This window comes from Streptomyces sp. NPDC104309, assembly GCF_055584025.1.
Map to the genome: position 1 here is coordinate 1 of NZ_JBVJMV010000081.1, position 19,941 is coordinate 19,941.

General features: G+C 69.8%; 21 protein-coding genes and 4 pseudogenes. 9 read left to right on the forward strand and 16 right to left on the reverse strand.

From position 1 onward, the window contains the following. Positions 1–345 precede the first annotated feature (345 nt). Together ACZ68L_RS44600 and ACZ68L_RS44605 are read right to left on the reverse strand one after the other, a co-directional pair. Positions 346–831 carry a VOC family protein gene (locus tag ACZ68L_RS44600; protein WP_469590136.1) on the reverse strand — a complete coding sequence of 162 codons (486 nt, stop codon included), beginning with the start codon at positions 829–831 and terminating at the stop codon, positions 346–348. Positions 832–1,130: 299 nt separating this feature from the next. After that, positions 1,131–1,403: a hypothetical protein gene (locus tag ACZ68L_RS44605; RefSeq protein ID WP_469590139.1), complete on the reverse strand. Its 273-nt coding sequence runs from the start codon at positions 1,401–1,403 to the stop codon at positions 1,131–1,133. Positions 1,404–2,079: 676 nt separating this feature from the next. Here ACZ68L_RS44605 and ACZ68L_RS44610 point away from each other — a divergent pair. From ACZ68L_RS44610 to ACZ68L_RS44620, 3 genes and pseudogenes are all read left to right on the forward strand, one after another. Then, positions 2,080–2,517 carry a DUF6083 domain-containing protein gene (locus ACZ68L_RS44610; RefSeq protein ID WP_469590142.1) on the forward strand — a complete coding sequence of 146 codons (438 nt, stop codon included), beginning with the start codon at positions 2,080–2,082 and terminating at the stop codon, positions 2,515–2,517. A 144-nt stretch (positions 2,518–2,661) separates the two neighbouring features. Continuing rightward, the gene (locus ACZ68L_RS44615) at positions 2,662–2,934 is read left to right on the forward strand and encodes a DUF6225 family protein (RefSeq protein ID WP_469590145.1); all 273 of its coding nucleotides are present in this window, start codon (positions 2,662–2,664) and stop codon (positions 2,932–2,934) included. A 599-nt stretch (positions 2,935–3,533) separates the two neighbouring features. Further along, positions 3,534–3,698, forward strand: a pseudogene (locus ACZ68L_RS44620) (IS5/IS1182 family transposase); the annotation flags it as partial. 118 nt (positions 3,699–3,816) lie between these two features. Here ACZ68L_RS44620 and ACZ68L_RS44625 read toward each other — a convergent pair. From ACZ68L_RS44625 to ACZ68L_RS44650, 6 genes are read right to left on the reverse strand one after another with little or no spacing between them, the layout of a single operon-like run. Then, entirely contained in the window at positions 3,817–4,221 is a 405-nt protein-coding gene (locus ACZ68L_RS44625) for a hypothetical protein (RefSeq protein ID WP_469590147.1), read from the reverse strand. Between the two features lie 24 nt (positions 4,222–4,245). After that, on the reverse strand, positions 4,246–5,424 hold the full coding sequence (locus ACZ68L_RS44630) for an argininosuccinate synthase-related protein (protein WP_469590179.1): 1,179 nt from the start codon (positions 5,422–5,424) through the stop codon (positions 4,246–4,248). Positions 5,425–5,446: 22 nt separating this feature from the next. After that, positions 5,447–5,674, reverse strand: a complete 228-nt coding sequence (locus tag ACZ68L_RS44635) for an acyl carrier protein (protein WP_469590150.1) — start codon at positions 5,672–5,674, stop codon at positions 5,447–5,449. A 9-nt stretch (positions 5,675–5,683) separates the two neighbouring features. Further along, on the reverse strand, positions 5,684–7,234 hold the full coding sequence (locus tag ACZ68L_RS44640) for an amino acid adenylation domain-containing protein (protein ID WP_469590152.1): 1,551 nt from the start codon (positions 7,232–7,234) through the stop codon (positions 5,684–5,686). A 3-nt stretch (positions 7,235–7,237) separates the two neighbouring features. Beyond that, positions 7,238–7,444, reverse strand: coding sequence for an MbtH family protein (locus ACZ68L_RS44645; RefSeq protein WP_469590155.1), 207 nt, complete (start codon positions 7,442–7,444; stop codon positions 7,238–7,240). Beyond that, a complete protein-coding gene (locus ACZ68L_RS44650; protein ID WP_469590158.1) occupies positions 7,441–7,986 on the reverse strand; it encodes a hypothetical protein in 546 nt (181 codons plus the stop codon). Before ACZ68L_RS44650 ends, ACZ68L_RS44645 begins: the two co-directional genes overlap by 4 nt. Here ACZ68L_RS44650 and ACZ68L_RS44655 point away from each other — a divergent pair. Next, on the forward strand, positions 7,926–8,750 hold the full coding sequence (locus tag ACZ68L_RS44655) for an SDR family NAD(P)-dependent oxidoreductase (RefSeq protein WP_469590161.1): 825 nt from the start codon (positions 7,926–7,928) through the stop codon (positions 8,748–8,750). The genes ACZ68L_RS44650 and ACZ68L_RS44655 overlap by 61 nt on opposite strands. After that, positions 8,750–9,655 (forward strand): NAD(P)-dependent oxidoreductase, encoded by a 906-nt coding sequence (locus ACZ68L_RS44660; protein ID WP_469590163.1) that lies wholly within the window; start codon positions 8,750–8,752, stop codon positions 9,653–9,655. Before ACZ68L_RS44655 ends, ACZ68L_RS44660 begins: the two co-directional genes overlap by 1 nt. Positions 9,656–9,736: 81 nt before the next feature. Here the strand turns inward: ACZ68L_RS44660 and ACZ68L_RS44665 are convergent, their stop codons facing one another. From ACZ68L_RS44665 to ACZ68L_RS44685, 5 genes and pseudogenes are all read right to left on the reverse strand, one after another. Beyond that, positions 9,737–10,990 (reverse strand): MFS transporter, encoded by a 1,254-nt coding sequence (locus ACZ68L_RS44665; RefSeq protein ID WP_469590165.1) that lies wholly within the window; start codon positions 10,988–10,990, stop codon positions 9,737–9,739. Beyond that, complete coding sequence (gene vioD, locus ACZ68L_RS44670) at positions 10,987–12,123, reverse strand: capreomycidine synthase (RefSeq protein WP_469590168.1); 1,137 nt, start codon at positions 12,121–12,123, stop codon at positions 10,987–10,989. The genes ACZ68L_RS44665 and vioD overlap by 4 nt, the downstream gene beginning before the upstream one ends. A 7-nt stretch (positions 12,124–12,130) precedes the next feature. Next, positions 12,131–13,183, reverse strand: a complete 1,053-nt coding sequence (gene gntD, locus ACZ68L_RS44675) for a guanitoxin biosynthesis L-enduracididine beta-hydroxylase GntD (protein WP_469590170.1) — start codon at positions 13,181–13,183, stop codon at positions 12,131–12,133. 151 nt (positions 13,184–13,334) lie between these two features. After that, entirely contained in the window at positions 13,335–14,525 is a 1,191-nt protein-coding gene (locus ACZ68L_RS44680; RefSeq protein WP_469590188.1) for a hypothetical protein, read from the reverse strand. A gap of 299 nt (positions 14,526–14,824) precedes the next feature. Beyond that, positions 14,825–15,493 (reverse strand): annotated as a pseudogene (locus ACZ68L_RS44685) (AfsR/SARP family transcriptional regulator); the annotation flags it as partial. Positions 15,494–16,289: 796 nt separating this feature from the next. Here ACZ68L_RS44685 and ACZ68L_RS44690 point away from each other — a divergent pair. Beyond that, positions 16,290–16,445, forward strand: a complete 156-nt coding sequence (locus tag ACZ68L_RS44690; protein ID WP_469590182.1) for a group II intron maturase-specific domain-containing protein — start codon at positions 16,290–16,292, stop codon at positions 16,443–16,445. Positions 16,446–16,814: 369 nt separating this feature from the next. Continuing rightward, positions 16,815–17,072, forward strand: a pseudogene (locus ACZ68L_RS44695) (ATP-binding protein); the annotation flags it as partial. Positions 17,073–17,436: 364 nt separating this feature from the next. Here the strand turns inward: ACZ68L_RS44695 and ACZ68L_RS44700 are convergent. Then, a complete protein-coding gene (locus ACZ68L_RS44700; protein WP_469590173.1) occupies positions 17,437–17,739 on the reverse strand; it encodes a DUF6404 family protein in 303 nt (100 codons plus the stop codon). Between the two features lie 131 nt (positions 17,740–17,870). On the opposite strand from ACZ68L_RS44700, the gene ACZ68L_RS44705 reads away from it, so the two are divergent. Together ACZ68L_RS44705 and ACZ68L_RS44710 are read left to right on the forward strand one after the other, a co-directional pair. Beyond that, entirely contained in the window at positions 17,871–18,056 is a 186-nt protein-coding gene (locus tag ACZ68L_RS44705) for a CHAT domain-containing protein (RefSeq protein WP_469590185.1), read from the forward strand. Positions 18,057–18,065: 9 nt separating this feature from the next. Next, positions 18,066–18,224, forward strand: a complete 159-nt coding sequence (locus ACZ68L_RS44710) for a hypothetical protein (RefSeq protein ID WP_469590176.1) — start codon at positions 18,066–18,068, stop codon at positions 18,222–18,224. Positions 18,225–18,772: 548 nt separating this feature from the next. Here ACZ68L_RS44710 and ACZ68L_RS44715 read toward each other — a convergent pair. Both ACZ68L_RS44715 and ACZ68L_RS44720 read right to left on the reverse strand, forming a co-directional pair. Beyond that, positions 18,773–19,192, reverse strand: coding sequence for a hypothetical protein (locus tag ACZ68L_RS44715; RefSeq protein ID WP_469590178.1), 420 nt, complete (start codon positions 19,190–19,192; stop codon positions 18,773–18,775). Between the two features lie 386 nt (positions 19,193–19,578). Continuing rightward, positions 19,579–19,941 (reverse strand): annotated as a pseudogene (locus tag ACZ68L_RS44720) (hypothetical protein); the annotation flags it as partial.

The following is a 19,941-nucleotide window of genomic DNA, read 5'->3' on the forward strand; positions in this document are numbered from 1 at the left end:
CCGTTGCGTTGAGAGACGCACGGCGGGTTCGGCGAGAGGTCCGGAGAAACGGACCGGGAGCAATCCCGGCACCGCGCTCCGGGCCTACTCAGCGAAAGATCTTGCTGGTGTTCGCCGGCAGGAGGCGCGCGCGTCGTGTGAGCTGCGCGGACTACGCGTCACCGGGGTCCGGTGAGGCCGGAGTCAAGATCGCTCGCGGAATGTGTCCCAGAACCGTCACGCGTGAACAAGGCCAGGGCGCGGACATGGATGAACGGGTGTGCCGTGCGTCCTACCGCGAGCCCCCTGAGCAGGCATGATGGACTTGACACTCCATCGGGTCGGCAGAACCTCCGGTCGGGCCGCCTACGGCGCGGCGGGCCGTACCTGCTCGGCGCTCTCCTGCGGGTCCACCATGCGCATGACCTCGCCGGGCCCGCGCGAGGTGTGTTCCTCGATGGTGTAGAAACGCACCTCGTGACCGTCGGGGTCATGCAGCATCGGCAGCACCCATCCGCGCAGGCCGCGCCAGACGCCGCCGTGCGGCTCGCCAAGGGCCTCCAGGCGAGCGGCGAGCGCCTCGATCGCGGCGCTGTCGGGCACCGCGATCGCGAAGTAGTCGAAGCCGGCGGCGGCCTCGGCCCGGCTCGGGTCGAGCCGCAGCGCCAGGTCCGGTCCGCCGGCCGGATGGCTCAGCACGACCCCAACCAACACCCCCTGCTCGACGAACTCAGCTGCCCGCCGGTAGCCGAGCGTGCGCCCGTACCACGCCTCGGAGCGGGCGAGATCGCGAACCGGCAGCTTCAGGTGGTGGACGCCGACGAGGCTCGGGATGTCAGCTTCCACGTTCATGGCTCACCTCAGGGCGGGTTGGCTCGGCACTCCGGAGTCGAGGTCGATCGTGACCAGCTTGCCCTTCTCCTCCAGCGTTCCGCACCCGCTGCAGCTTGTTCACCTCTGTCAGCAGGCTCTCCAGCCCAGGCGCCCCGGGGTCCGTCTTCAACTCGGTGAGGAAAGACCGGCGCCGCCGGCCACCGCTCCATCGCCGCTGGGCCTCTGGCCGTTCTCGCCGCCGGGTGGCGTGCAGGCGCTGCGGTCCAAGGGGCCGTCGGGGCGGCCCCGAGCTTCGCTCGGTTCGCGGGAGGTGTGTTTCAGCTGGTCGGGGTAAGTGTGGGGACGGTTGATCTCAGTCGTTCGGTCGTTGCCTGACTGGCGTAGCAGACGTGCTCGTATTCGTTGGGGCTGAGCCGGTCGAGACGTTTTTGGATTGGTCCGGGGTCGTAGAAACCGTCGATGTACTCGAACAGCGCGGTGGTGGCCCGGACCCGGGTGATCGAGACCTTGGCCTCGCTGACCGCCCCGATCGTGGACTGCCAGGTCCACCACGCCAAGGCAGCGCACGCCCACGGCGCAGGGGTGACCAAGGGCTTCGCGCTGGAGACAGTGCCGCCCAGCCCACGCCTTCCCCCGCCGAGGAGTTCGCGGACGCCCGCCCGAACGGTCCAGCCGGCACCCCCTTGGCTGTCCTGCCCTACCGGTCCAGCACAGAGCGTCCCGCCTGCCGCGGCGACCGTGGCCGCTAGCCCCGCGAGGCCGTGACCGGTCCCGAGGCGCGGCTCGACAGCTGTACCGCCGTCGTCCGTGATGGTGACGATAAGCAGGGGATCGCCGCAGGCCGCCCCGCTGCCCCTGGGGGCTCATCCCGGTCAAAGGCCCCCTCGACCCGGACATGCACCACCGCGCCCCCTGCGTACCGGGCTGCGTTGGTCAACGCCTCTCGGACAACCCGGTACGCCGCCCCCACGGCCATCCGCGCCTGCGAGGGGATCCCGGCGCGGATGGGCCCTTCAGGCCCGCAGGCAGGGAGACGAGTCATTTGATCTCCCTACCGCGGGCCGGACGAGAATGCCCCGGTCTGTCGCGGAACAAGTCGATACCGTCCTGGTCATCGCCTACGCCGGTTCAGCCTGACTCCGCGGTACCTCTGTGCCGCCGCATGCCCCGTGTGGCGCCGTCAGTCATTTCGGCACCCCAGGCCCCTGGTGTACCGGCTGGATCGCGCCCTACCGCATCTGACGGTCCGTCCGGACCCTGAACCGTATGGGGGATACCGAAACCTTCCCGACAGGCCCGGACCATCCCGACGACAACCTCCGGGCCCTTCACGAAGGCGCCACAGCCCCGCCACCCCCCGCACCGCCCGACTGCCCGGACTGCGGCCTCCGCCAGGACCGGTACCCCACCCTGTACGAAGACCACTGGGTACTCCTCGAACCAGGCATCACCGTCCCCTCCCACCACCTTCCGCCCCGTCGGCGGTGGCTCGTCGCTCCGGACGGCATCGCGTGGAACACGTGGAACGCCGAACCCACCCTGGGCGCCACATGCCGCGTCGCCCACCACCTCGTCTGCCCCTACCCCACAGCCGACACCCGGTGGCCCTGGCCCTGGGGCACCGCGCTGCGAGAGGAGAACGACCACCGGGCACAGCGCCTGTTCAACCTCCCCGACCTACGAGACCTGCCCGACGCGGGCTGACGGGACGGTGGCCGTCGGCCGGGTTCGGTTCACCACCTGGTGATGCGTTCTTCACTCCGGCCCACGTGCCCCGGATCAGCGCACTGGCCCGGTGTACAGCCGTGTCTTCACCAACAAGGCCTCTTGATCCGGCAGCCTGTGCCCATGACCGACCTCTTTGAGCACGCCCCGCAGATCTGGAATGCCGCGCAGCTCCGCGACGCCCTGAGAGACCTGCCCGACGACGCACCCATCCATATCGGCGTGGCAGGCGACCCCGGCGACTTCGACGGGTACCGGGACTTTGTCCTCGTGGACGCTCACCAGGTGGAGAACTGGTGGCCGGCCACCTCCTCGGCGCCGGAGCGTTCCGAGACGGCGAAGGCGCTGACGTTGTTCGCCGACTGGGAGCCGGGCACGTACGACCGTCTGGACTGAGCTCGTTCTCCCCGGGACAAGCCTGGGCTGTGTGGGACAGCCCAGACCGCGCGAGCTGGACGCGTTCCGCCGACGGCACGATCACGGCACATCCTGGTGCGGGCTGCTCCTCACTGCGGGAACACCGAAGTGCAGAGAAGAGGGACAGCAGCGCTCCTTAAAACCCGCCACAGCAGCCGTCCGACGTCACCTGTCCCGATTGCGACAGCGCACCCGGCACGCCTGAGTCGCCTGGCTCGAGAACCGACGGTAGCCACGCAGCCCGGTCCTCAAACGCTGCGCGGCGTCCAGGGCCAGGTCAGCGGTTGCTGTCGTGGGGGACTTCGTGGGTGAGGGCCGCGCGGAAGTTCTCCAGGGCGCACGGGGAGCGTGACGAAGCCCTTCCCTCGGGTAGGGGAAGGGCTTCGTGAATGAGCGCTGGGCAGGCCTTGCACCTGCATTTCCCCGCGGGAAGCGGGGCGTCTTTCCTTGGACCACCAACGCATCGTCAGTCGCCGTGAGTTGCGGCGAACTGCCAAGATCAACTATAGCGTACCCGGGCCGTCGGCCGGCCACGCGCCCGGCGCCTGTCAAAGGGGGCCCAAACCGGCGAGCCGGCCGATCGCGCCCTCGGCCGGTCCGGCGGCAGGCTGACCACGAAGATCCATCGCGCTCCCGACGGCCGCTGCCGCCCGCCGACCTTCGTCATCACACCCGGCCAGGTGGGGGATGCACCCGCATTCAGCCAGGTCATCCGCCGCTCGCGGGTGCCCAGGCCGTTCGGTCGACCAGTACTGTCCTGCTCCGGTGATCTGACGCGTACGCCGGGCGCCCTGCCGGGCGCGGGTGATGGCCGGGGGACGACTGTCGTAAGCGGTCAGGTTCGGGCCGGACACCACCGGCTCAACGGGCGGTGAGGGGGACGACCCGGGCGAGGGTCTCGACTGCCCCGGGGCGCAGGACCGCCCGCACCGGGAGCTGCTTGACGCCAGCGATGAAATGCGACTCCATGCGGCGGGGCGCTCGGGCCGGTTCGAAGTGGTCGACGTGGGCGTACACCTTCTCCAGGAAGACGCGGAGCGCGCGGCGAGCGAGTGGCGCGCCGACGGCCACGATGGACGCCGCGCCGAAGGTCAGGTGGGAGTGGGGATGCCGGTCTGTGGGCGTGCCGGTGCGGCCGCTCCGGTCGCGCACCTCGGAAACGAACAGGGCGAACAGTTCGGCGTGGGTCTGTCGCAGTGCCGCGGCCCGCAGGTCGATTTTCTCCAGATCCACATCGTCGCCGCCGGTCGCGTCTCCGATGCGCATACACGTCTCCTCTTTGGCGGTGGTTCAGATGTGCGACGCGATTTCGGCGGCGATGGAGTACTGTTCCCAGCTCTCCCGGTCGCGCACATAGCGGGGCCGGGCCGCGACGATGGCCCGGGTCTCCGCGACGCCCGCGGACAGGTGCCAGCGCACGGTGCCCGTGACGTGTCGGGAGCACTCGTCCATGAATGCCTGGACGGCGCGGCGTAGTTCGCCGTACCAGCGGCCTTCCAGGGCCTCACGGACCCAGAGCTGTTCGAGGGCCATCTTCTCGCGGACGGTCTCCGCCTCCAGGACGGCGGTCTCCAGGTGCCGGTAGCTGCGCAGCAACAGCCAGGCCGCGGGCATCTCGCGGATCTCCAGCACCTTCTCCCCCCGGTCCAGATGTTCCAGGCCGCTGTAGCGGCCGATGCCCTGGCGGCCCACGCGCAGGTTGAGTTCGGAGATCAGATCCGGGAGGGCGACCGGCACTCCGTCGATCCCGACCGGTACGCCGGCCCGGAAGGCCAGCTCGACCGAGTCGTCCAAAGCAGCCGGCCCGGCGCGCACCGCACTCCACCGGTAGAGCTCCGCCGGCACCGCATGAGCCTCGGGGTCGTCGAGGATCCCCGACTCGAACTCCCTGCACCACAGGTTCGAATCGCCGCTGACCATCCGTCCGTCCATCTCGTCCAGGCCGGCCTCCTTCAACTCCTGGATCTTCCGTGCGCGGTCAACCGGTTCCAAGTCGTACGGGCTCCCGAAGCGACCGGAGTAACCGAGCAGCGACAGCGCACCGTTCAGGCGTCGCAGCGTGTTCTGCGAGCGGTTCGCGGTGTGCAGGAGCAGTCCGGCGCCGAGCCGGCCGGCCACGGCGACCGCCTTGGCGGCGATCAAGGGGCGGCTGAGCGACGAGCTGATCGGATGGGTGTCCAGGTAGACGGCCTGGGCCGCGATGGCCGGTCTGACGAACTCCTCGGCGAACTCGGCGCGCGCGTCCACGACATGGAGCCCGACACCCAGCCTGTCGGCTATCCGCTCCTTGTGCTCGCGCGACTCCTCCTCGCCGAGGTCGACGCTGACGGCGTGCACATTCGTGGCACCTGCCAGGCGCAGCCGGTACAGCAGGTACGTACTGTCCAGCCCACCGCTGAACAGAGTCACCACAGGGCGGTCCGGGGCGGTGCCGACGGGACCGTCGAGGTCGCGGAAGGACCGTATCAGGGGGAGACGGGGGAGGGCGGCATCATCTGGACGCCCCGTTTTCTTCCAGGTAAGCCGATATGGAGACGACCGTGGGCCGATCGAAGAGCTCGTCGATCGGCACCTCGACTCCCAGCCGCTCCTTGATGAGCGCCTGCATACGGACCATCAGGAGCGAGTGGCCGCCGAGCGCGAAGAAGTCGTCATCGTCGGAGAAGTCGTCGAGTTCCAGGACCTGGGTCCACATGCTGTGCATCTGCTCGGTGATCAAGGGCATTCCTCACGTGTGCGCCGGACGGACGAGAGCCGTTCGGTCGACCTTTCCATTGGGGCTGAGAGGGAGGGCCGGTACCGCGACCAGCCGCTGCGGGACCATGTGGCCCGGCAGGACGGACAGCAGGCGGGACCGCACCGACCGCTCGTCGGGGCGTTTCGCGCCTGTCGGCACGAGGTAGACCACGAGTTCCTCGCCGGGCATCACCACCGCGGCCGCGTCGACGACGTCGGGGAGCGCGCGGACCGCCGTCTCCACGTCTCCGAGATCGAGGCGCATGCCCCGGATCTTGACCTGGGCGTCCGCCCTTCCGGCGAAGAGGAGTTCGCCGTGTTGGCTGATCCGCCCGAGGTCGCCGGTCCGGTACAGCTCGACGCTGCCGTCTTCGCTCTCCAGCGTGGTGAACCGCTCACGGCCGACCCGGTCAGCATGGAGATATCCGGCGCCCACACCACGGCCCGCCACGCAGATCTCACCTGTCTCGCCCGGTCCCACCGGGTCCGGGCCGGGGCCCAGGAGGTAGACGTCGGTATTGTCGATCGGGAGGCCGGCAGGCACGCCTTCGGCGATGTACCGAGGGTAGTCACGCAGCTCGTGCGCCGTGGAGACGTCGCTGCACTCCGCGACTCCGTAGAGGTTCACGACCCGGCAGCCCCGGCCCGGGCCCTCCGCCCAGGCGGCCACCCGCCCTGCCGCGAGGGCCTCGCCGCCGACGAACAGTACTTCCAGCGACCCTGTCGACGGCGTGGTCCGGCCGACGTCCTGCTCCAGCAGCAGGTAGAGGGCGCTTGGCGCGCAGTGCAGCGTCCGCACGCCGAGCCCGCCGATCAGTCGATGGGCCAGCAGCGCGTCGAACCGGCGGCTGGGCAGCAGGTGCAGGGTGGCGCCGGTGAACAGCGGCATGAGGAGGCTGCGCTGGGTGATGTCGAAGCCGAACGAACTGACGGCGAGGCTGGAGGCGTGCTCGTCGAGTCCGTACGCCCCGGCCAGCGACTGCAGCAGGTTGTACCAGCCGTCGTGCCGGACCGCCGCCGCCTTCGGCGTGCCGGTCGAACCGGAGGTGAAGACCACGTAGCACAGGGCGGAAGGTTCCAATCCGGGCGCGGGGTCGTGCTCGGGGAGGCCTTCGTGGGCGGTGCGCTCGACCTCCAGGTCGATGATCTCCGCGCTGCCGTGCCCGACGAGCCTGCGAGTGGTGTTCGACGCAACGATGTGTGCCATGCCGGTCACCTGCGACACGTTCAGGAGCAGCCGGTCGGCCGGATACGTCGGGTCGAGCGGTACGTACGCCGCTCCCGCCTTGAGCACGCCGAGCACGGCGACCAGCAGGTCGACCGAACGGTCCAGGCACACGCCGACCAGCGAACCGGGACCCACACCCCGGGCGGTGAGCGAGTGGGCGAACCGGTTCGCCCGGCGGTTGAGCTCTCCGTAGGTGCAGCGGGTCGTGCCGTGCGTGAGCGCCGGCGCGTCGGGGTGGCGGACCGCGTGGGACTCGAAGGCGCGGTGGACGAAGGGAGCGGTGTGGCGTGCGGTACGCCGTCCGGACAGTCGCATCGTTCAGACATCCCCGTGCACCGTGCTGCTCACCGGCCGCATGTCCGTCCAGTGCGCCTCGATGTGCTCCACGCACACCCGGCGGGTGTCCGGCCCGACGGCCACGGACCAGCCCTGCGGGACCTTCACGAAGGTTGGCCACAGGGAGTACTGGCCCTCGTCGTTGACCAGGGCCAGGAACTCCCCGTCCGCGTCGTCGAATGGGTTCATGCCACGGTCTCCTCGGTGTGTTCGGTGAGCTTGTCGGCCAGGACGCGCCCGATCGCGCCCAGCGGTTCGGGGGCTGTCATCCCCAGGTGCGTGCTGTCCACGTCGTGCACTTCGACCGGCCCGCTGACGTACGGTCCCCAGGCCGCGCGAGGGGACGGCTGAGTCAGCCCCTCGGTGGGCCGGGAAGCTCGGAAGAAGACGACGCTGCCGTCGAAGGGCTCCGGGCGGTACTGCTCCATCAGGGCGATGTGGCTGCCGACCGCGCGCCGCAGCGCGGTGACGGCATCGGAACCGAGCGAGGCGAGGGCCGGGTTCGCTGCGGCCACCTCGGCGGCGGCGGCCTCTGGTTCGACCTGCGCCAGCAATGCGTCCACCGTCGCCGGGTCCGCCCCTTCGCCCAGGAGGACGGAGACGACCTCCGCCTCGTCGGCAGTGAAGGCCCTGTCCTCCAGCGGACCTGTGACCGGATAGGAGTCCATGAGTGCCAGCAGCTCCACCTCTTCTCCCGCAGCCTGCAGCCGGGCGGCCGCGGCATGCGCCACCAGCCCACCGAAGGACCAGCCCAACAGGCGGTAGGGCCCCTCGGGCTGTCACCGGTGCGGCGAGTGGCATCGGAGCGGCCACGGCCAGTTCGCTGGCTGCCGAAGGAGCGGCGGTGGCCGTCAACCACTGGCGCACGCCGGTGGAGGCGGGCCGGGTGGCCGCGGCCATCGAGGAGTCCGGCGGCCGGGCACTGACCGTGGAGGCCGACGTGACGGACGCCGCGTCGGTGACGGCGATGGCGGACACCGTACGCGCCGAACTGGGAGCGGTGGACATCCTGGTGAACAACGCCGGCATCATCTCCCGTGCGGACGTCACCGAACTCACGGAGGCCGAATGGGACAGGGTACTCGACGTCAACCTGAAGGGCGTCTACCTGGTCTGCCGGTCCGTGATTCCGCACATGAAGGCACGCGGAGAAGGTCGCATCGTCAACATCTCCTCCGACCTCGCGCTGACCGGCGAGGCGCGCCTCGCCCACTACTGCGCCGCCAAGGGCGGGGTCATCTCCCTGACCCGGGCCCTGGCCCGTGAACTGATCCCGCACGGCATCAACGTCAACGCGATCGCCCCCGGCATGACCGAGACTCCGATGCTCACCGCGAACCCGGTCACCTACAACCCCGAGCGGGAGCGGAGCATCCCTGCCGGGCGGTGGGGCAGGCCCGAGGACATCGCGGCCAGCGTGTGCTTCCTGGCCTCGCCGGACGCGGATTACTACGTGGGGTGGCTCCTCAGTCCCAACGGCGGGATCGTGATGTGATGCCGTACATCTGCGTGACACCGGGCCCCGCCCCCGACCCGGTACGGCAGGCCGTCGAGGACAGCACCGGCGGTCCGGCCGCGCCCGAACATGCCGAGGGACTGGTGTGGCTGGGCAGCGAGCCCGACGCACTGGCCACCGTACTGGCCACGATGCCGGCCGTGCGCTGGGTGCAGCTCCCGTGGGCGGGTGTGGACGGCTACCTGCCGCTGATGCGGGAGGGCGTGACATGGACGTCCGCGGCCGGAGTGCTCGCGGAGCCCGTGGCCGAGCACGCCCTGATGCTGTCGATGCTGGCCCTGCGCTCGGCCGACCGTTCGGTGCGAGCGGGCCGTTGGCTCCCCCAGGAACCGCGCAGCCTGCACGGGGCAAGGGTCGTCATCGTCGGGGCCGGTGCCGTGACCCGGGCGCTGCTCGCGCTGTTGGCCCCATTCGGGGCCGAGGTGACGGTGGTGCGGCGCAACTCGTCACCCCTGGCGGGTGTCCGGGAGGTGGTGGGACCCGACCGTCTCGTCGGCGCGGTCGCCGACGCGGACGCGGTGGTCCTGGCCGCCGCCCTGACCCCCGGCACCCTGCGGATGATTGACGAGCGGGTCCTGAAAGCCATGGGTCCGCGGGCCTGCCTCGTCAACGTCGGCCGCGGCGGGCTCGTCGACGGCGACGCACTGATCCGTGCCCTTGAGAAGCGCTGGATCGCGGCGGCCGCCCTCGATGTCACCGATCCCGAGCCGCTGCCGGACGACCATCCTCTGTGGACGCTGGAGAATTGCTTCCTCACCGCGCACTGTGCCGGTGACCTCCCTTACTCCTGGCCTGCTTTCGCGGGGCTGCTGCGGGACAACATCGAACGCTTCGCGCAGGGCCGCCCACTGCTCAACACGATCTCCCCGGAGTCCGGCTACTGACCTCCACACCGGCGAAGGCCCTGGGAGAACCGACCGAAGCGGTTTCCCAGGGCCTTCGCCGTCGTGCCAACCGCGGCAGGCTCAGCCGACCGGCGTCCGCCGCGCCGCAGCCAGCAGTGCCACCGCGATGAGGCAGGTGAGGGCAGGGGCCGTCAGGGCCATCCAGAGCGGCAGCACCGACAGGCCGATGCCGCTGGCGGCGAATCCGGCGCCACCAGCGCTGTACAGCCAGCCGAACCCCTCCGACCGCCGGTTCTCCGGGATGACCTTCTCCACGGCGAACGAACGGATCGCGTTGAGCGGTGCCGTGCACAGACCCGCCGCTGCGACGACGACGGCTATTCCGGCCCAGCTGTCCACCTGCCCCACGAGGACCGCCGTCGCGGCGACCGCCGCCAGAAGCACACCGGCGCGCATGGACGGGCCGCCCGGCAGACGATCGGCCAGCGCCGCATATCCCAGACCCGCCAGCGCGCTGCTGCCCGCCAGGATCGCGATGATGGTGCCGCCGCCGAAGGCTCCCGCGTCCAGGGTCTGGGCCAGCGGCAGCGCCGCCGTCTCGATGGCTCCCAGGGTGTGGCTGAAGGCGACACCTACCATCAGCCAGGCCAGGAACCCGAGGTTCCACAGTCGTTCCCCGGTCGCGGGCGCTGCGGCGCCGTGACCTTCGGCCGCCTGTTCCGCCTCGGGTCCGGGCTCCTTGGCGGGGCGCGCCACGCCCTTGGCGAAGGCCAGCAGCACAGCGAGCACCACCGAGCCCGCCGCCATGACCGCCACGCCGCCGGTCCAGCCGAAGAGGTAGAGGGCCACACCCGCGACCAGCGGGGCACCGACCACCAGCAGTTCCATCACGGTCGCGTTCACCGCGAGCGCCCGCTCGACCAGACGTTCCGGTACGACCGTGTTGAGCAGGCTGCGGGTCAGGCCGGTGAGTCCGGCCAGTCCGACGCCCGCGACCGCGCACAGCACGCAGAGCACGACCAGCGGGGCCTCGAGCACGGCGCCCACGGCGACTGCGCCCAGTCCCAGGGCGGTGAGGACTGCGGACAGCACCGGCACGAGGCGACCGCTGGTGCGGTCGACGTACTTCCCGGCCAGCCCCGAACACAGGACGTCGGAAAGGATGAGCGAGGCCACCATCACCCCGGCGTCCTTGGAGTTCCCGGTCGCCACGGTGGTGAGACCCGCGAAGGCTATGGCGGCCATCAGCGCCGGCGCGTTGACGAGTTGACCGATGGCGGTCCAGACCCAGTACGGGCGGTGGGCCAGCAGTTCGCGCAGTGGCCGTTGGGTGCCGACGGCTGTCGGCTCCTCTGCTGCGGTGCCGGTGGTCATGACGCGTGACACTCCTTGTGTTCTCGGATGCGGACGGCCAGCCGGTGCAGGCCTTCCTCCAGCAGACCGGTGGGCCCACCGAAGCCGGCCCTGATCCGGTCCGGATGATCGAAGCAACCGCCGGGAACGACCAGCACCCCGTCCCGGGCCTCCAAGTCGTGGCAGAAGGCGGTCGTGTCGGCGATGCCGACGAGCCGGGGGAAGACGGTGACGCCGCCGCGCGGCACCGGCAGGTCGACCTGGTCCGGATGGCGGGCGGCCCACCCCTGCAGCAGCTCCCGGTTGCGAGCGACGAGAGTCTTCCGCGGCGCGAGCCAGTCGTCCGCCCGCTCGACGACGGCCGCCGCGAGGTGTTCGGCGATGGGCGAGGTGCTGATCGTCAGGTAGTCACGGAGCCGGATCATCCGCGGTATGAGATCGGCCGGCGCCACGCACCAGCCCACCCGCAGGCCGGGCAGGCCGTACGCCTTGGAAAGCGTGGAGAAGGACAGCGCCCGGTCCACTCGTCCGGCCGGGTCCGGTAGTGGCTCGGTTCCGTGCGCCAGTTCGGCGAAGGACCCGTCCCACAGAAGATGGCAGCCGTGGGCGTCGACGATGGCGAGCAGTTCTTCGTACTGCGAGCGGGACAACGTGGCCCCCGTCGGATTGTGCGGGAAGTTGACGACGACGGCCCTTGTACGTGGGCCGATTTCGGACCGCAGCAGATCCAGGTCGGGCACAAAGTCGTCCTCTGCGCGCAGCTCCCAGGTGCGCAGGCGGGCGCCCAGCGCCTCCGCGACAGAGGAGAGGGATTGGTAGACGGGCCGCAGGGTGACGATCTCGTCGCCCGGCTCGACCAGGGCGGACAGCGCGAGGAAGATGCTCTCGCTGGCCCCGTGAGTGGCCATCACCCGGCCTGCCAGACCGGGCGCGTACCGCCCGGCGACAGCCGTTCGCAGCCGTTCACTGCCGGTGGACGGGCTGTCCCGGAAGGGGATGGCGTCGAGCTCGGAGCTGTCGATGCCCAGCTCCGAGCGCAGCTCGCCGAGGGTGCACGGTTCCAGTCCCGAGCTCGAGATGTCGTGCGACGCGGAGAAGTACCGGTCGCGCAGCCAGTCCTCGAGCAGCGCGGGCGCGATCTCATGCAGTGTCATGGGCCAGTCAGCCGATCACACGGGTGAGGCCGCTGGCCCGGTCGGGTCGGGTCCTGCGCAGGTCGCCGACAATGTTGATGCGCTTGAGCCATCGGTCGCGCCCGTCGTACCGAGGGCGGAAGGAACGCCGCCCATGGACCACGTTCCGGTTGTCGATGAAGCCAACGTCCCCCGGGTCCAGGACGACGTCGTACAACTGACCGTCGAGGTGTCCGATGATCCACCGCAGGGCCTCCGCCGCGGCCGGGTCGTCGTCCTGGGCGATGGTGAAGTCCCGGTCGATCCGCAGGACCGGGGCCTGCGGGCTCCGGCCGAGTACCGCGACCCGCCCGGGGGAGCGGAGCCGTTCGGCGAGCCGCTCGAACGCCTCGGGGTTGCCCGCTGCCCCCGCCGTGTTGTTGGCCGGATCGTGCGAGGAGTCGGGTAGCAGGACGAACCGGGGCTGGGCCAGTACGTCGGCGATACCGGCGGGCACGGACGCGAGGTCCACCCCGGCGACCGTGGTGGGTATGCGCTCCGGCGCCCGCAGGCAGAACAGACCCACGTAGTCCGCGCGGGATGGCGAGAACGCATCCTCGGTGTGCCAGCCCAGCTCCTGCTCGCTGCACGAGCTCACCAGGCTGTCCTCGTACCCCGGGATGGGGAGCACGTCGGTGACCACCCGGCCGTCCTGCTGCGTGGCCCACCCGATCATGTCGCCGAGCAGGGAGCCGTACAGCGCCAGCAGGATGCCGTAGACCTCGCTTCCCTCGGTGGCCGCGTCCCGCCAGTGCATCGGCGTGTCCTCCAGGCGGGCGTCGTCGACAGGGTTTCCGGAGATGACGAGCGTGTGCAGCCGGTCGTCGAGCCGGGCCGCGTTGACCGCCGTGCGCAGTTCACGCGGGAGTTCGGCGGCGACGACCGGTGCCTCCCGGAGGAAGTCCGCGCTGGTGGCCGTGCCGTACGCGCCCAGGCACTCCCGGGCCAGACCCAGGGCCTGCTTGGCCTCGTCGGCCGAGAGTGTGTAGGAGACCCGTGACGGTTCCTCTGCGGTGGGTGCGCCGTGCGGTCGCTCAGACACGCTGCTGCTCATCGCTGCCTCGTCCCCGGCCCGCGCCGCTGTGCGCGGAGCGGGCCTCGGTTAGCCGGTACTTCGGATTGCTGTGCGCGCAGCAGCGTGTCGGGCCCGCCTATCGTCGGCACACCGCGTCTTTCGCGTACCTCTCGCGGGACTATCGCTGCCTGCTCCGGCGGACCGTGGTCGCCGCGGGCCTGGGCCGGTGCGCCCCGGAGACGGGGCGTGGTCCCACGGCTCCGTCCAACGGGGTGTGGGCTGCCGTTTCGACGCCGCACCGCTGACCCGACGGGGAGCTCTGGGCGGGGAGATGGCGCGCGGTGGCGCGCTCGACCAGCTTGTGGCGTTCACCTTCCGGCTCCTCCTTCAGGGCCTGTTGCCGGGCGAAGAGCCACAGCAGTGGATGCAGCCGGTACTTCGGGACGGTTCCGTCCTCGACTGAGGGCTCCAGCAGGTGGGCGTCGAGCAGGTCGGCGACGACGCCTGCGGCGCTCTCGGGCTCAACGTCCAGGAGGACTCCTGCCGCCCAGTGGGGGTGGTCGCGCCGCTCCAGCAGTCCGTAGCGTCGGAAGAGCCGCGCGGCGCAGGGCTGTAGCCGGCGGTAACTGCAGGTGAAGGAGGCGGCGAGACTGGTGTTGTCGACGCGGAACCTCTCCAGGGACTCCGGATTGCTGGAGAGCCATGTCGGTGTCGGCGCACCGTAGTGCATGGCCCGGAGCCTGGCGGCCGTGATGCGCAGGGCGAGGGGGTGGCCGTGGCAGGGGTCGGCGAGCCGCGACAGGTCGTTCCTGTTCAGGGGAAGCGTGTTCGCCGCGGTCGGCTCCGGCGCCATCAGGGACTGCAGCATCGTGGTGGCGTTGTCCGGGGTCAGGCCGCCGATCCGCAGGACGTCCGCCCCGTCGACCAGCAGCCCGTGCAGCGGGGCTCGGCTGGTCACGACGGTCCGGCAGGTGGGGGACCCCGGCAGCAGCGGCCTTACCTGGGAGGAGTCGTCGGCATTGTCCACGACGACGAGGATTCGCTTGTCTGCCGTCAGGCTGCGGTAGAGCGCCGAGCGTTCGTGCAGTTTCGCCGGGATCCGCTCCGGGGCGACGCCCAGGGCCTGCAGAAATCCGCCGAGCGCGGCGCAGCCGCTCAACGGCACGCCCCCGCCGCTGCCGTAGCCCCGCAGGTCGACGTAGAGCTGCCCGTCCGGATAGTTCTCGGAGGCGGCCTGTGCCCAGTGCGCCACGAGGGCGCTCTTGCCCACTCCCGGCATGCCGGTGACGACCAGGCAGGAACGGACCTGTTCGTCCGACACCATCCGGTCGAGCCAACGCAGTTCGCTTTTACGTCCGCTGAACGCCATCGGACTGAGGGGGAGTTGGCGGGGAATCGGTGGCCCGCCCGCGAGCCCGGGGGATCCCGCGCTGCCGCGTGGGACGCCGAAGATCTTCGCCACGTGTTGAAGGGCTGCGGGGGCACCGGGACGGGGGACCTCTGTCCTTGAGGCGATGGCGAGCCCTCCGCCGCGTGGAGGTCGAGCATCCCGGTCTCCTGCTCGGGACCGGAGGGAGAGCGCGGCGGCGCCATCGGCCGCTCCTCCACGATCCTCTTGTTGATGTCGCGCAGCCAAGGGCTCACCCCGGTCCCGAGTTCCCTCGCCAGCAGCTCGTCCGTCTCCATGTAGACGCGCAGCGCCTCGGTCTGCCGCCCCATTCCGTAAAGCGCCAGCATGTGAAGGCCGCGCAGCTCCTCGTCGTTCGGCCGGCCCATGATCGCGGCTGGCAGCTCGTCCAATACCTTCTGGTACATCCCGAGGGTGACGCGCAGCCGGGTCGCCTCGGCGAAGAGGGATCGCCGCCACTCCTCCAGGCGCTCCGCCTCGGCCTGGAGCACGTGTTCGTGGACGCCGGTCAGCGGCCTTCCACGAAAGAGCGCAAGTGCGGCTTGATACTCGTCGACCGCCTGCTCGCCGGCGCCCTGCGCCCGCAGGTCCCTGGCTTTGGCCACCCGCTCTTCCGCTTCGGTGAGGTCGGTCTCGCACGACTCTGCACGCAGCGTGTACTGCCCTGAGATCGTGCGCAGGACATCGTTCCTGCCGACGTCCAGGAAGGTGCGCAGATTGTGCATGATGATGGGAATCTGGCTGTTCACGGTGGCCGGGAGATCCTCCCCCCACACCGCACGCAGGAGTCTTTCCCTACTGACCCGACGTCCCAGGTTGAGGGCAAGGAGGGCCAGTGCCGTCAATTCACGCGGCCTTGTCAGTGCAACGTCCAAGCCGTCAACACGCAGGCCGACGGACCCCAGTAGTTCGATCCTTCGGATCCTCACTCGCTGCCCCCAGTCGCGAATATGGAATCTAGATTTCGTAATGCGGAATACGGCTTCATCATAAGCCAGCAACAACTCCCCGCCCAGATCAGGGTTGGTCGGCCAACTGGGCCGACCGAGGCCCGTGGCCGGGACGAGAAGCCGTCGCAGTCGTCCCCCGCCGCCCAGGCTGTCATGGCGCTACGCACCACTTCAGGCCCACCCCGGCCCGTCAGGGCCTGTACGGGGGCGTTCACGGCATCGCTGCATACGAGACCACCCCCGTCCATGACGCGGTGGCGGGAACTGTCGCGATGGGCGGAATCCATCCGCACTGGCGGGACGACGAGCTCCGCATGAGGAACCCTCGTCAGTTCCTGCCCGGCGCTCGCCCGTTCACCGCGTCGGTGTCCTCGCCCGTTTCGGTGGCGGTCCTCCCTGTGCACGGCTCCGCGCAGCAGCAAGGCGGCCGGAACCGGCAGTGCGACGCTGCGGCGACGGCGCGACCCATGGCGGCACCCGTGCCTGCGTCCTCCTCGACGGCATCGGTGACTCGGACGCTGTCCGGGCGTGGACCCGGTCGATCGCCCGCCGCGCGTTTTCCACCGAAATACACGCATCAATTCCCTGGAGTATCAATCTGGCGCCGACCAGCAACGCGGCTTGACAATGGATAACCCTCTCGGTCGAGAAGACTCACATCACCCACATCAATGACGACTTCGTCTTCCTGGGCTTTCGCATCCAGCGAAGGCCCTTCGGTGACGGCCGTCGCGTCGTGCTCACCATTGCGTCCAGGCCCGCCTTGGCGTCGGTGATGCACAAGATCAAGAAACTGACGGGGCGAAGTACGACGTCGCTCTCGTTGGAGGAGGCGCTGAGGTCGGTCAATCCGGTCCTTCGGGGCTGGGCTGCCTATTTCCGCTACGGCTTATCGAAGGGAACGATCTCCTACGTCGGCTGGTACGCGTGATGGAGGCTGCTTCTCTGGATACGCTACAAACACCCCACCCGACCTGGAAACAGCTGCGGCGCCGCTACTACGGGGCAGGCCACATCACCGAGGGTGGGATCGTCCTCTGCAACCCAGCGAAGATGCGGGTCCAGCGATACACGTTTCATGGAGCGCAGATCAGCAAGCCTCACAACATCGACGAAGTCGATCCCGACGGAGCACGCTTCCGCCCGACCAACCACGACGATGTGCCCTTCGGCGGCAGGTCAGCGAATACCTCGCCTGATCCAGCGGAGCACGTGGAGAGCCGGATGCTCGGCCAACGGGAACGTCCGGTTCGGCGGGCGGGGACGGGAAAACCGGCACTGGAAACAGTGCCCGACCCCACACATGGAACTCGACCGCCACGGCGCCGAACACCTCTTTCAGGTCCTGATCGAACGCGAGGAGAAGAACAGCGTCGCCATCGCCTCCAACGAGTCGTCCGGCGGGTGGACCAAGGCCTTCGCCGACCCTCGCCTCTGCGCAGCCATCGTCGACCGCCTCACCTTCAACGGCACCATCATCGAGACCGGCACCGACTCCTACCGGCATAGAGGCCGGCACCGACTTTTACCGGCTCGCCGGCACCCGGGCCCGAGCTGAGGAACCGCCAAGGCCGGCTGAACCTGCCTCCCCAACCTCGACGGCCCGCCTTCCTCACAGACGTGGGGTCGTCCGCAGCACCGCACCGTTCAAGACACCGATTCATCCGGGTGCTCCGCTGACGTGCGGCCACGGGCCCGTCGCAAGAGGTGCCTCGCGAGCAACATCACCCAGACCACCAGAAAGAGCGCCGCGACAACCCTCAACCAGGGGGCAGTGTCGCTACTGGCTGCTGTCCACCCATAGAACACGATGCTCAAGCACATCCCACCCGGGCCGACGAAGAACTCGGCTCTCGGATTTCGTGACATCCCCACCCTCCTCTTGCTCTCCCAGTCTCCGCCCGCGCCACTCCTGGCCCTGATCAGGCTCCGTCCCATACCCCCAGGCGCTTGAGTCGGCGCTGTCGGAGCCGCTCTGAGGCAGCCGTGAGGGCGAAGACAAGGCCCAGAGCCAGCCCGAAGACCACAGCGAACATGGGGTCGTCGGGTTCCTCCTCAGTCGACAGCACCAAGAAGAAGAGCGTGAAGGGAACGGCCACGCAGAGACCGGTGCCGATCGGGTGTCGGGCCACCCACTTCTGGATCCGAGTCGGACGCCGCTGCCCACCCAGGGCTCGATCCAGGGTCCAGAAAGCATCGTCCAGAGGCCGCCGCCAGTTCGTCATGGCAGAAGAATATGGCAGCCGATCCGCTGCCCTCTCTGGGCGAGGGCTGGTGATCAAGCCGCGGTCTGTCAGTCACCGCGACCGGGAACTGACGTCATTTCTCGGCGGAGCCCTCCGGTGCCCTGCTGCATCTGCCCAGCGGCGAGCCAGTCTCGGTCCTGGAGATCTGGCGGGTCCGCCCGCGTTCGGCACGGCTTGCCTTCCTCGCGGCCTGCGGCGCCGCACGCACTGCCGAACGCTTCGTGGACGAGGCTGTTCACATCACGAGTTCGTTCCTGCTGGCGGGCTTCCCGTCGGCGGTCGGCACGCTGTGGTAGATCGACAGCATGCACGCGGACCACATGGCGCGGGACTTCTATCGCCGTATGGCTGCTCCCGGCAGCCCCGGTGCCGCGCACGCCCTGCACGACACGGTCCGTCAGTTGCGGTGCCGCATCCCGGAGAGGCCGCACATCTGGGCGGTGTACGTCCACGCGGGGGCGTAGGCACCCCTGGCAGGAACAGGGTCGGGGCAGGGCAGTACGGTGCGGGTTCGCCGGCAGACGCCGGACCCGCAGCGCGGTCCTGTCGGGAGTGGCCTCGATCGGGCCCGGCCCTGGTGCTGTGCGAAATTCCGCGAGTTGCCCCGGGCCCTACTGGGTCCTTGCCCCCGTGGCCAGGTTTTTTTCTGTCTCCTTGGGGTGTTCTTCGAGCCGGTGACGTAATTTCAGGATTCTTGAGGCATTCTCACTTCGTCCGCTCGATCTGCTATCTGGGTGAAGGCAGGCGAGGAAGCTCGGGTTGGCGCCGGCAGCCGTGCTTTTGCGTCCGTTGCCGCGGCGACACCTGCCCGCGGGCAAGAGTGGCCGTGCTCGGCCCGGATGCCGGATCTACGAGCGGGTTCACCTGGCCGGATCGGTTCGTGACCGGCCCGGCAGTGGCGCTCTGCATCGGCCCGAGCGGCACACACGTGCTCTTCTGGAACCCGTTCGCCGGCGGGTGGCTCTGCGACCGGGCGGCTCGCAGGACCGCACGCCCGACCAGGCCCACCGGCTCATCGAGGGGGCGGCAGGTGTCCGGCCCGACGGCGTGGTCGCAGCCGGCTCCAGTACCTGGGACGGGCCGACGGGCTGCTGCTGCGCGCGGTGGAGAGGGTGGTGCCGGCCGGCATCCGGCTGACGCCCGCCCAGCAGGTTGCGGTCGACCGCGAGCTTTGCGCTGTGCCGGGACGGCCGGGATGCCCCGGGCACCGTTGAGGGGCTGACAGAGGACGAGGAGCCCGGGGTGCGGCGTTGACGCGCGGGGTGTGGCGCTGGCCGCGTTGTATGGTCACGCCGTGGTCGGGGGCGGGGCGCTCGGCGGGCTCCGGCTCGGCGGTGCGCAGGAAGTCGGCGGCCTTGTCCGGCATGCCGAGGGTGACCGGCAGTTCCGGGGCCGGGGTGTCCTCGCGGTCGGGGGCGGTGTGCTCGGGCATGAGGTCGGCGGCGGCGCTGGGAGTGGCGCCCCGGCTGACTTCGTGCCAGCGGGTCAGGGCGGCGATGGGCCGGCCCTCGTCCGTCGGAGTCCCTGCTATCAGGCGCTGACGGTGTCGAGGACGACGAGCCCGGGCTCGCTGAGGTGCTGTGCGTGGATCGGTTCCATGCCCGTACGGCTGTATACCGCCCTCGTCGACGCCTCCACGCACCTTCGCGGTCCCGAGCCGGATGTTCCGAGAAGGGATATCCTTGGGCCGGGACCGGACGAGAATCCCGGCCCGATTACGGCGGGCCGGGATTCTGTGTTGTGCGCCTGGCTGGAGGGCCCCGGCCCGATTACGGCGGGCCGGGGTTTTCCAGCATGCGCATCAGGCGGTTGCTGGTTTTAGTAGTCGCCGAATCCGCCGCCCTCGCCGAATCCGCCGCCCTCGCCGTGGTGGCGCTTGATGACGCGGAAGCTGGCGATGACTCCGTTCTTGACCTTCACGCCGTCGTTCATCTTCTCGTGGTGCTTGCCCTTCTCGTGGTGCTCGCCCTTGTCGAAGTCCTCGTCCTCGTCCCTGCCCGGGCGGATGTTGTTGGCGGAGCTGTAGCGGCCGACGGTGGCGATGGGGGCGCCGTTGTCGCACACGGCTCCGCGGAAGACCTCGACCTCGTTGCGGCTGTCGTTGCGGATGTTGAAGCTCTTGGCGCCCAGGCCGCTGACGACGGTGATGCAGCCGTCGGGGCGGCCGGAGTATTCGCGCTC

What these genes read in the sequence shown, in the direction of transcription:
- ACZ68L_RS44600 (WP_469590136.1), bottom strand. Translation starts at nt 831, where the DNA reads ATGAACGTGGAAGCTGACATCCCGAGCCTCGTCGGCGTCCACCACCTG.
- ACZ68L_RS44610 (WP_469590142.1), top strand. Translation starts at nt 2,080, where the DNA reads ATGGGGGATACCGAAACCTTCCCGACAGGCCCGGACCATCCCGACGAC.
- ACZ68L_RS44615 (WP_469590145.1), top strand. Translation starts at nt 2,662, where the DNA reads ATGACCGACCTCTTTGAGCACGCCCCGCAGATCTGGAATGCCGCGCAG.
- ACZ68L_RS44625 (WP_469590147.1), bottom strand. Translation starts at nt 4,221, where the DNA reads ATGCGCATCGGAGACGCGACCGGCGGCGACGATGTGGATCTGGAGAAA.
- ACZ68L_RS44640 (WP_469590152.1), bottom strand. Translation starts at nt 7,234, where the DNA reads ATGCGACTGTCCGGACGGCGTACCGCACGCCACACCGCTCCCTTCGTC.
- ACZ68L_RS44645 (WP_469590155.1), bottom strand. Translation starts at nt 7,444, where the DNA reads ATGAACCCATTCGACGACGCGGACGGGGAGTTCCTGGCCCTGGTCAAC.
- ACZ68L_RS44660 (WP_469590163.1), top strand. Translation starts at nt 8,750, where the DNA reads ATGCCGTACATCTGCGTGACACCGGGCCCCGCCCCCGACCCGGTACGG.
- ACZ68L_RS44665 (WP_469590165.1), bottom strand. Translation starts at nt 10,990, where the DNA reads ATGACCACCGGCACCGCAGCAGAGGAGCCGACAGCCGTCGGCACCCAA.
- vioD (WP_469590168.1), bottom strand. Translation starts at nt 12,123, where the DNA reads ATGACACTGCATGAGATCGCGCCCGCGCTGCTCGAGGACTGGCTGCGC.
- ACZ68L_RS44680 (WP_469590188.1), bottom strand. Translation starts at nt 14,525, where the DNA reads ATGGCGTTCAGCGGACGTAAAAGCGAACTGCGTTGGCTCGACCGGATG.
- ACZ68L_RS44690 (WP_469590182.1), top strand. Translation starts at nt 16,290, where the DNA reads ATGCACAAGATCAAGAAACTGACGGGGCGAAGTACGACGTCGCTCTCG.
- ACZ68L_RS44700 (WP_469590173.1), bottom strand. Translation starts at nt 17,739, where the DNA reads ATGACGAACTGGCGGCGGCCTCTGGACGATGCTTTCTGGACCCTGGAT.
- ACZ68L_RS44710 (WP_469590176.1), top strand. Translation starts at nt 18,066, where the DNA reads ATGCACGCGGACCACATGGCGCGGGACTTCTATCGCCGTATGGCTGCT.
- ACZ68L_RS44715 (WP_469590178.1), bottom strand. Translation starts at nt 19,192, where the DNA reads ATGCCCGAGCACACCGCCCCCGACCGCGAGGACACCCCGGCCCCGGAA.